The organism is Rhodopseudomonas sp., from assembly GCF_036404135.1.
Taxonomy (GTDB): Bacteria; Pseudomonadota; Alphaproteobacteria; order Rhizobiales; family Xanthobacteraceae; genus Rhodopseudomonas_A.
In genome coordinates this window covers 1-10,042 of record NZ_DASWPE010000092.1, presented here as the reverse complement: position 1 = coordinate 10,042, position 10,042 = coordinate 1, and the positions used below count along the sequence as shown (strand labels likewise).

Annotated in this window: 8 protein-coding genes; 6 read left to right on the top strand and 2 right to left on the bottom strand. The window is 65.7% G+C overall.

Annotated elements, in window-relative coordinates; all coding sequences use genetic code 11:
- Window positions 1-448: 448 nt before the first annotated feature.
- Window positions 449-1,621 carry an isovaleryl-CoA dehydrogenase gene (locus tag VGC77_RS10450; protein ID WP_331171502.1) on the bottom strand — a complete coding sequence of 391 codons (1,173 nt, stop codon included), beginning with the start codon at window positions 1,619-1,621 and terminating at the stop codon, window positions 449-451.
- A 201-nt stretch (window positions 1,622-1,822) separates the two neighbouring features.
- Here VGC77_RS10450 and VGC77_RS10445 point away from each other — a divergent pair, with 201 nt between their 5' ends.
- The 4 genes from VGC77_RS10445 (at window position 1,823) to VGC77_RS10430 (ending at window position 6,629) form a co-directional block, all read left to right on the top strand.
- Window positions 1,823-3,088 carry a cytochrome P450 gene (locus VGC77_RS10445; protein ID WP_331171501.1) on the top strand — a complete coding sequence of 422 codons (1,266 nt, stop codon included), beginning with the start codon at window positions 1,823-1,825 and terminating at the stop codon, window positions 3,086-3,088.
- Between the two features lie 226 nt (window positions 3,089-3,314).
- Complete coding sequence (locus tag VGC77_RS10440; protein ID WP_331171500.1) at window positions 3,315-4,487, top strand: acyl-CoA dehydrogenase family protein; 1,173 nt, start codon at window positions 3,315-3,317, stop codon at window positions 4,485-4,487.
- 181 nt (window positions 4,488-4,668) lie between these two features.
- Window positions 4,669-5,787, top strand: coding sequence for a CaiB/BaiF CoA-transferase family protein (locus tag VGC77_RS10435; protein WP_331171499.1), 1,119 nt, complete (start codon window positions 4,669-4,671; stop codon window positions 5,785-5,787).
- Window positions 5,784-6,629 carry an FAS1-like dehydratase domain-containing protein gene (locus VGC77_RS10430; RefSeq protein WP_331171498.1) on the top strand — a complete coding sequence of 282 codons (846 nt, stop codon included), beginning with the start codon at window positions 5,784-5,786 and terminating at the stop codon, window positions 6,627-6,629. The genes VGC77_RS10435 and VGC77_RS10430 overlap by 4 nt, the downstream gene beginning before the upstream one ends.
- 150 nt (window positions 6,630-6,779) lie before the next feature.
- On the opposite strand, the gene trhA is transcribed toward VGC77_RS10430, so the two are convergent.
- Entirely contained in the window at window positions 6,780-7,496 is a 717-nt protein-coding gene (trhA, locus tag VGC77_RS10425; protein ID WP_331171497.1) for a PAQR family membrane homeostasis protein TrhA, read from the bottom strand.
- A 209-nt stretch (window positions 7,497-7,705) separates the two neighbouring features.
- On the opposite strand from trhA, the gene VGC77_RS10420 reads away from it, so the two are divergent.
- Window positions 7,706-9,172: a YcjX family protein gene (locus tag VGC77_RS10420; RefSeq protein WP_331171496.1), complete on the top strand. Its 1,467-nt coding sequence runs from the start codon at window positions 7,706-7,708 to the stop codon at window positions 9,170-9,172.
- The coding region (locus VGC77_RS10415; RefSeq protein WP_331171495.1) for a TIGR01620 family protein at window positions 9,169-10,042 on the top strand (874 nt) is incomplete at its 3' end. The genes VGC77_RS10420 and VGC77_RS10415, both read left to right, overlap by 4 nt.

The window sequence follows — 10,042 nt, the reverse complement described above, 5'->3', positions numbered from 1 at the left end:
CCGTCAAAATCGAAGTGTCGCAAGACAGATCACACGAATTCCCGATTCTGGAATCCCCCCAGCAACACCCGAGTCAATCCGTCGCACCCAAGATGTGTGCATGCCTTAGTGCGCACGCAGGGACCCATACGGCGCGGAGTCTCGTTTTGCGATTGGCCAAAGCCGTTCTTCATCTCTGAAGCCAGGGGTGACGGGTCCCTGCGTGCGCAGGGACGACCCGGGGAGGGGTCGTGCTCGATCGCTGCCATGCGTTGCTAAGCTGACATCATTATATGCGATCGCCCTGCCCTAAAGGGGGAGGGTCGGCGAGCAGCGCGCGCAGCGGGCTGGGAGACGGTGGGGTGAAGCTACAAGCTCTGCGGCAGATCGTTCACCCCCCCCGATCGGCGCCGCGCTTCGCGCGGTGCCGATCGACCCTCCCCCCCAAGGTGAGGGTAAGAAAGAATCTTCACGCGCTCTTTTCGAACAATTCGCGGCCGATCAGCATGCGGCGGATCTCGCTGGTGCCGGCGCCGATCTCGTAGAGCTTGGCGTCGCGCAGCAGCCGGCCCGTGGGATAGTCGTTGATATAGCCGTTGCCGCCGAGCAGCTGGATCGCGTCCAGCGCGCATTGCGTCGCGCGCTCCGCGGCATAAAGAATGGCGCCGGCGGAATCCTCGCGCGAGGTCTCGCCGCGATCACAGGCCTTCGCCACCGCATAGACATAGGCGCGCGAGGCGTTCAGCGTCACATACATGTCGGCGAGCTTGCCCTGCACCAGTTGGAACAGGCCGATCGGCTGGCCGAACTGCTTGCGCTCGTGGATGTAGGGCATCACCACGTCGAGGCAGGCCTGCATGATGCCGAGCGGCCCCGCCGCCAGCACCGCGCGCTCATAGTCGAGCCCGCTCATCAGCACGTTGACGCCGCGGCCGACCTCGCCGAGCACGTTGTCCTCCGGCACTTCGCAATCCTGAAACACCAGCTCGCCGGTGTCGGAGCCGCGCATCCCGAGCTTGTCGAGCTTTTGCGCGGTGCTGAAGCCTTTCATGCCTTTCTCGATGATGAAGGCGGTGATGCCGCGGGCGCCGGCCGCGGCATCGGTCTTGGCATAGACCACCAGCGTCTCGGCGATCGGACCGTTGGTGATCCACATCTTGCTGCCGTTGAGAATGTAGCGGTCGCCCTGCCTTTCGGCGCGGGTCTTCATCGACACCACGTCGGAGCCGGCGCCGGGCTCCGACATCGCCAGCGCGCCGACGTGCTCGCCCGAGATCAGCTTCGGCAGATATTTGCGCTTCTGCGCCTCGTTGCCGTTGCGGCGCAACTGATTGACGCAGAGGTTGGAATGCGCGCCGTAGGACAGCCCGACCGAGGCCGAGGCGCGGGAAATTTCCTCCACCGCGATGCAATGTTCGAGATAGCCGAGCCCGGCGCCGCCGTACTCTTCCTCGACGGTGATGCCGTGCAGCCCCAGCGCGCCGAGCTTCGGCCACAGGTCGCGCGGGAACTGATTGCTCCTATCGATCTCATCGGCGCGCGGCGCAATTTCGTTTTGCGAAAAATCCCGCACGGTGTCGCGGATCGCGTCCGCGGTCTCGCCGAGATCGAAATTGAACATCCGCTGCGCGTTGGGAATCATGGGGTCGCCTCCGGTCGCCTGCTGGTCTGTGCCAAAGTGTTGCTGCAGGTCTATTCGCCGCCGCCGGCAATGTCACGGGGCGGATCGCCGCGCCGCCACCGTCGGCCGGGCCTTGCGCCGCCGCGCCCGACGCGGTGTAATTCGCCCACCGCCTCGGGCATCACCAGGCGGCCTCGGGAGCACAGCACACAGGAGCGCGGCATGCACGGCAGCGTCGAGTCCGAGAAGGCCGCCCAGCTGCGCATCGCCCGCGCGCAGGCCTATGCCACTCCGCTGAAGGATTTCCATCCCGGCGCGCCGCGGCTTTTCCGCGACGACACGCTGTGGCCGTGGTTCGAACGGCTGCGCGCCGAGGCGCCGGTGCATTACTGCAGCAACGCGCCGATCGAGCCGTATTGGTCGGTGACCAAGTACAACGACATCATGCATGTCGACACCCATCACGAGATCTTCTCCTCGGATTCCAAGCTCGGCGGCATTTCGATCCGCGACGCGCCGCAGGGCTACGACTGGCCGAGCTTCATCGCGATGGACCAGCCGCGGCACGCCGAGCAGCGCAAGACGGTGTCGCCGATGTTCACCCCGGAGCATCTCGACGAACTGGCGGTGTTGATCCGGCAGCGCTCCGGCAAGGTGCTCGACGCGCTGCCGCGCCACGAGACCTTCAACTTCGTCGAGAAAGTCTCGATCGAGCTGACCACGCAGATGCTGGCGACGCTGTTCGACTTTCCGTTCGACGAACGCCGCAAGCTGACGCGGTGGTCCGACGTCGCCACCGCGCTGCCGAAAAGCGGCGTGGTGGAGTCGGAGGCGCAGCGCCGCGCCGAGATGAGCGACTGCGCCAGCTGTTTCACCCGGCTGTGGAACGAACGCGTCAACGCCGCGCCGCGCAACGATCTGATCTCGATGATGGCGCATCACGACGCCACAAGGCACATGGATCACGACAATCTGATCGGCAACATCATCCTGTTGATCATCGGCGGCAATGACACCACCCGCAACACCATGACCGGCTCGGTGCTGGCTTTGCACGAGAACCCCGAGCAATTCGCCAAGCTGCGCGACAATCCGGCGCTGCTCGACAGCATGGTGCCGGAGGTGATCCGCTGGCAGACGCCGCTGGCGCATATGCGCCGCACCGCGCTCTGCGACACCGAACTCGGCGGCAAGCTGATCCGCAAGGGCGAGCGCGTGGTGATGTGGTACGTCTCCGGCAACCGCGACGACGAGGCGATCGAGCGGCCAAACGATTTCATCATCGACCGCGCGCGGCCGCGCACGCATCTCGCATTCGGCTTCGGGATTCACCGCTGCGTCGGCATGCGTTTGGCCGAGCTGCAACTCAGGATCGTATGGGAGGAAATGCTGAAACGCTTCGATCACATCCACGTTGTCGGCGAACCAAGGCGGGTGTATTCGAGCTTCGTCAGGGGCTATGAGTCCTTGCCGGTGCGATTGTCGTGAGATGGGCCTGAAATGCCAATCAATGCGTTGAGTTCGTCATTGCGAGCCAACGGGCCGGCGCAAAAGCGCCGCCCGTTGCGCGAAGCAATCCAGGGGCGCCGAGCACGGAGCCCCTGGATTGCTTCGTCGCAAGAGCTCCTCGCAATGACAAACGCGAGGCGTTGACTCGATTGAGCGCGACGTCACGGAAATCATGTAATCATCTCAGCGAGACGCAAACTCCCCGATGACCATTCAGCCCTCGGAGCAGGACGAATTCCAAGATATCCGCGACGCCGTCGCCAGACTGTGCGGGCAATTTCCCGGTGAATACTGGCGCAAGCTCGACCGCGAGATGGCCTATCCGCAGGCCTTCGTCGACGCGCTGAGCGAGGCCGGCTATCTGTCGGTGCTGATCCCGGAAGAGTATGGCGGTTCCGGGCTGACGCTGTCGGCGGCCGCGGCGATCCTCGAAGAGATCCAGAAGGCCGGCTGCAACGGCGGCGGCTGCCACGCCCAGATGTACACCATGGGCACGCTGCTGCGGCACGGCTCCGAAGCGCAAAAAGCCAAATGGCTGCCGAAGATCGCCTCCGGCGAGGTGCGGCTACAGGCGTTCGGCGTCACCGAGCCCTCGAGCGGCACCGACACCTCGTCGCTGAAGACCTTCGCCAGGAAGGACGATAACGGCGACTACGTCGTCAACGGCCAGAAGATCTGGACCAGCCGCGCGGAATATTCCGACCTGATGATTCTATTGGCGCGAACCACGCCGAAGGAGCAATCCGCCAAGCGCACCGACGGGCTGTCGGTGTTCCTGGTCGACATGAAACAGGCCAAGAATCACGGGCTGTCGATCCGGCCGATCCGCACCATGATGAACCACTCCACCACCGAAGTATTCTTCACCGACCTGCGGGTGCCGGCGGAGAATCGGATCGGCGAGGAGGGCAAGGGCTTTCGCTACATTCTCTCGGGCATGAATGCCGAGCGCATCCTGATCGCGTCGGAATGCGTCGGCGACGCCAAATGGTTCATCGCCAAGGCCACCGCCTATGCCGGCGAACGCGTGGTGTTCGGCCGGCCGATCGGACAGAACCAGGGCGTGCAGTTTCCGATCGCCAAGGCTTACGCGGCGATGCGCGCCGCCGAGCTGATGGTCAAGGAGGCCGCGCGCAAATACGAGGCCGGACAGGATTGCGGCGCCGAGGCCAATATGGCGAAGATGCTCGCCGCCGATGCCTCGTGGGAAGCGGCCAACGCCTGCGTGCAGACCCATGGCGGTTTCGGCTTCGCCGAGGAATACGACGTCGAGCGCAAATTCCGCGAGACGCGGCTGTACCAGGTGGCACCGATCTCGACCAATTTGGTGCTGTCCTATCTGGCCGAGCACGTGCTCGGCCTGCCGCGGTCGTATTGAGAGGCGCATGATGCAGAGGCAGAGCGCTGCGACAGTCGCTCCCTCTCCCCGCTTGCGGGGAGAGGGGCGGGGTGAGGGAGCGCCGCAACGCGGACTCGACTCATTCCTTGTAGGAACGCCCCCTCACCCGGATCATCGCTGCGCGATGATCCGACCTCTCCCCGCAAGCGGGGAGAGGTAAGTGCTGCCGCTTGAGGGACTGACCGTGGTCGCCGTCGAACAGGCGGTCGCAGCCCCCTATTGCAGTTCGCGGCTGGCCGATGCCGGCGCCCATGTGATCAAGGTCGAGCGCCCGGAAGGCGATTTCGCCCGCGGCTATGACGACGCGGCGAACGGCCAGAGCAGCTACTTCGTCTGGCTCAACCGCGGCAAGGATTCGGTGGTGATCGATCTCACCACCGCCGCAGGCCGCGCCGATCTGGAGACGCTGATCGGCTCCGCCGACGTGCTGCTACTGAACCTCAAGCCGGGCTCGTTGGACCGGCTGGGCTTTACCCGCGCGCGGTTGCGCAAGGACTATCCGGCGCTGATCCTGTGCAGCATTTCCGGCTATGGCGACGACGGCCCCTATGCGGATCGCAAGGCCTACGACCTGCTGATCCAGGCCGACAGCGGGCTCGCCTCGATCACCGGCGGCGCCGACGGCCCCTCCCGCGTCGGCATATCGATCGTCGATATCGCCACCGGAGCGACGGCGCAGGCCGCGATCCTCGAGGCGCTGATCGGCCGCGCGCGCCATGGAAACGGCGCCGACATCCGGATCTCGATGTTCGACGTGATGGCGGACTGGCTCACCGTGCCGCTGTTGAACGCCGAAGCCGGCCGGCCGCCGCAACGCATGGGGCTGGCGCATCCCTCGATCGCGCCCTACGGCGTGTTCACCTCGCAGGACGGCCGCGACATCCTGATTTCGATCCAGAGCGAGCGGGAATGGAAGCGGCTGTGCGCCGAGGTGTTGCGCCAGCCGCAGCTCGCCACCGATCCGCGGCTGTGCAACGGCGTCGAGCGGGTGCGCAACCGCGCCTTCACCGACCAGACCGTGGCCGCGGCGTTCGCCCGGCTGACCCGCGAAGACCTGTTGGCGGATCTGACCGCCGCCGACATCGCCTTTGCCGAGGTCAATACCATGGCGGATCTGGCCCGACATCCGCATCTGCGGCGGATCGAGGTGGCGACACCCAACGGTCCGGTGAGTTATCCAGCGCCGGCGACGATCGTCGTCGGCGAGGCGCGCTGCTACGGCGCGGTGCCCGGCATCGGTGAAAGCCCGAACACCACCACCAAGGCGAAATCTTCATGACCGACACTCTCGATCTCGACCATCTCAAGCAATGGATCGGCCGCAGCGAACAGGCCTCCGACATTGTCACCGCGCAACTCGTCAAGGGGCTGCGGGCGACGTTGTTTCTCGACATCGGCACCCCCGCCGAGGGCGACGCCGCGCCGTTCACGGTGCATTGGTGCCTGGCGCAGCCGGTCGCGCCGATGGCCGAGCTCGGGCCCGATGGCCATCCGGCGCGCGGCGGGTTTCTGCCGCCGGTGCCTCTGCCGCGGCGGATGTGGGCCGGCGGGCAATTGCAGTTTCTCGATACGCTGCGGGTCGGCGACGCGGTGACGCGCACCTCCACCATCGCCGACGTCACGCTGAAGCATGGCTCGACCGGGCCGCTGTGCTTCGTCGCGGTCGAGCACATCATTTCGACGGAGCGCGGCGTCGCGGTGCGCGAGCGCCAGGACATCGTCTATCGCGAGCTGTCGAGCGCCGCCGCAGCGCCGGCAGCGCCCGCCGCGGCGCCCGCCGCGCAGCATCGCGAGAGCCATTTCGCCGATGCGGTGCTGCTGTTTCGCTATTCGGCGCTGACCTTCAACGGCCACCGCATTCATTACGACCGCGACTACGTCACCAAGGTCGAAGGCTATCCGGGGCTGATATTTCACGGCCCGCTGCAGGCGGCGCTGCTGGTGAATTTCGCAACCAAATTGCGTGGCGCGGCCCCGAAACAGTTCAGCTATCGCGGCGTGCAGCCATTGTTCGACGGCGGCGAATTCAGCATCAACGCCAATGAAACGGCCGCTGGCCTCGAACTCTGGACGTCCAACGCCGCCGGCGCACCGACCATGAAAGCCAGCGCGAGCTGGTGATACACCGCAGCAGTCATTCCGGGGCGCGAGCACTTGCGAGCGAACCCGGAATCTGCCGCCCGCTCAAAGTCTGCCGCATGTTGCGAGCTTCCGGGTTCGCTCGCAGCAAAGCTGCTTGCGCCCCGGAATGACGGTCTTAGGCAGGGCGCCTCACGCCAGCACGGTATCGAGCACCGCGGTGTAGTGGCAGGCGGCGCCGAGCAGCACGAAGGAATGCCAGATCGCGTTCTGGAATCGCAGTGCCCGCCAGGCGTGAAACACCACGCCGAGCGTGTACAGCACGCCGCCCACCGCGATGAACCACAGCGCCAGATGCGGCACCGCGGCCGCCACCGACTGGTAGGCGATCAGCCCGCTCCAGCCCATCGCCAGGTAGAGCCCGATCGACACCTTGTCGAAGCGGCCCGGCACGAACAATTTCAGCAGGATACCGATGATCGCGACGCCCCACACCCCGCCGAGCAGCGCGGCGGCGAACACCTGGTCCTTGATCTGCGCCAGCAACGGCGTGTAGGTCGCGGCGATCAAGAGATAGATCGCCGAATGGTCGAACCGCCGCAGCATCCATTTGCGCCGCGATACCGGCCACAGATTATAGGCCGCGGAAAACCCCAGCATCGCCAACAGCCCGCCGGCATAGACCAGCACCAGCATGATGTCGGAGGCCGAGGAGAACACCCCGGCCAGCACGATCATCACAGTCACCGCGATGACGCCGAGCGCCACGCCCAGAATATGCACGACGCCGTCGGCGATCAGTTCGGCGCGGTCATAATGCCAGCCGACCGCACCGGCGGCGGCGTGGGCGGAATGGGCAGCGGCATGGGCGGAGTGGGCGGCGAGTTGCTTCAATTGGAAGATCGTCATGCGGCGTTTCCGGTTGAGAACCCTGTTCTAAATTGATCTGGCGCATTCAGGCCGGCCGACGCGGCAGGATAAATCATATTCTGTTGCCGGTCGATGACATGCAGACTATTCGTCGCAAACCCGGCAAACCCAAGGCTTGATTCGCCAGAATCGCTGCTTTCCGGCTAATTTCGCCCGGTTTCTCTGTTCGATCGAGCCGATACCGAAGCATGGCGTTCAATTTCTCCAATCTGATCGAGGAAGCGCGGCTGTCGGCGCGGGCGTTGCTCGATTACAGCGACAACCTGTTCAACCCGACGATCCGGCTCGGCGTCACCGGGCTGTCGCGCGCCGGCAAAACCATCTTCATCACCGCGCTGGTGCACGGGCTGTCGCGCGGCGGCCGCTTCCCGATCTTCGAATCGATGGCCACCGGCCGGATTGCCAAGGCACGACTAGAACCGCAGCCGGACGATGCGGTTCCCCGGTTCGATTACGAGCACCACCTAAGAACGCTGATCACCGAGCGCAATTGGCCGCATTCCACCGTCGACATCAGCGAGCTGCGGCTGGTGGTGGATTATCAGCGCAAGAACGGCGCCAACCGCACGCTGACCATCGACATCGTGGATTATCCCGGCGAATGGCTGCTCGACCTGCCGCTGTTGAACCAGAGCTATGAGCAATGGGCGGCGGAGAGCTTCAAGCTGTCGATGCAGGACCCGCGGGTGCGGCTGGCCGGCGAATGGCACGCCCATCTCGCCACGCTCTCGCCCAAGGGCCGCGAAAGCGAACAGGCGACGCTGACCGCGGCCCGGCTGTTCACCAAATATCTGCGCGAATGCCGCGACGAGCAGTTCGCCATGAGCCTGTTGCCGCCGGGGCGCTTCCTGATGCCGGGCAACCTCGCCGGCTCGCCGGCTTTGACCTTCGCCCCGCTTGACCTCCCCGCCGACGGCGAGGCGCCCGACGGCTCGTTGTGGGCGATGATGCGGCGGCGATTCGAGGCCTACAAGGACGTCGTGGTGCGGCCGTTTTTCCGCGACCATTTCTCCAGGCTGGACCGCCAGATCGTGCTGGTGGACGCGCTGACCGCGTTCAACGCCGGTCCGGAGGCGTTGCACGATCTCGAATCGGCGCTGGCCGGCATCCTCGATTGCTTTCGGATCGGACGCAGCTCGCTGTTGAATTCGCTGTTCCGGCCGAAGATCGACCGCATCCTGTTCGCCGCCACCAAGGCCGACCACCTGCATCATTCCAGCCACGACCGGCTGGAGCTGATCTTGCGCCGGCTGGTCGAGCGCGCCGCGGCGCGGGCGGAATATGCCGGCGCCGCGGTCGACGTGGTGGCGATGTCCGCGGTGCGCGCCACCCGCGAAGCCCAGGTGCAGCGCGGCCACGACCGGCTGCCTTCGATCGTCGGCACGCCGATCGCCGGCGAAACCTCCGGCGGCGACATTTTCGACGGCGAAACCGAGGTCGCCACCTTCCCCGGCGACCTGCCGACCAATCTCGACGAGATCTTCACCGCCGGGGCGTTTCGCGGCCTGGCCGCCGGCTCCGCCGAATATGCCGACTACCGTTTCCTGCGCTTCCGGCCGCCGCATATTGCCGATCGCGGCCCGGATGATACCATCCTGCCTCACATCCGCCTCGACCGCGCGCTCCAGTTCCTGATCGGAGACAAACTGCAATGACGGAGCGGTTTCAAAGTCGCAGGCCGGCCACCTTCAAGCTCGACGACCCCAGCGTCGTGGTGAGCGATCCGGTCGACGACGCCAGCCGTCCGCCGCCGCGCGGCCGGGTGCAGATCACGCCGGAAAAGGAACAGGTCGCAGCCGTCACGGTGCCGGCGGAAGCAGCGCCTGTGTTGGCGGTGCGCAAGGGATTCCGCTGGGCGACGCTGTTCTGGAGCGCGCTCAGCGGTCTGGTCTCGCTCGCCGCCTGGTTGGCGGTGACCCGGCTGGTCGAGGACCTGTTCGCGCAGAACAAGACGCTCGGCACCATCGCGCTGGTGCTGGCGGTGATCGCCGGCGTAGCGCTGGCGGTGATCGTGATCCGCGAGGTGATGAGCCTATTGCGAATGGCGGCGATCGAGAAACTGCACCGCCGCGCGCTGGTGGTCCTGGAGACCGACAACCGCGCCGAGGGCCGCGCCATCGTCAAGGAATTGCTGACGCTGGAAAACCAGAACCCGCAGCTCGCCCGCGCCCGCACCACGCTCAACACCCATATCAACGACATCATCGACGGTGCCGACCTGATCCGGCTCGCCGAACGCGAATTGCTGGAGCCGCTGGATCAGCAGGCCCGCATCCTGGTGTCGACCGCGGCGCAACGCGTCTCGCTGGTTACCGCGATCAGCCCGAAAGCGCTGATCGACGTGCTGTTCGTGTTCATCGCGGCGTTGCGGCTGGTGCGGCAGCTGGCGCGGCTCTATGGCGGGCGCCCCGGCACCATCGGCATGATGCGGCTGATGCGGCAGGTGATCGCGCATCTCGCCATCACCGGCGGCGTCGCGATCGGCGACAGCGTGGTGCAGCAGGTGCTGGGTCACGGCATCGCCG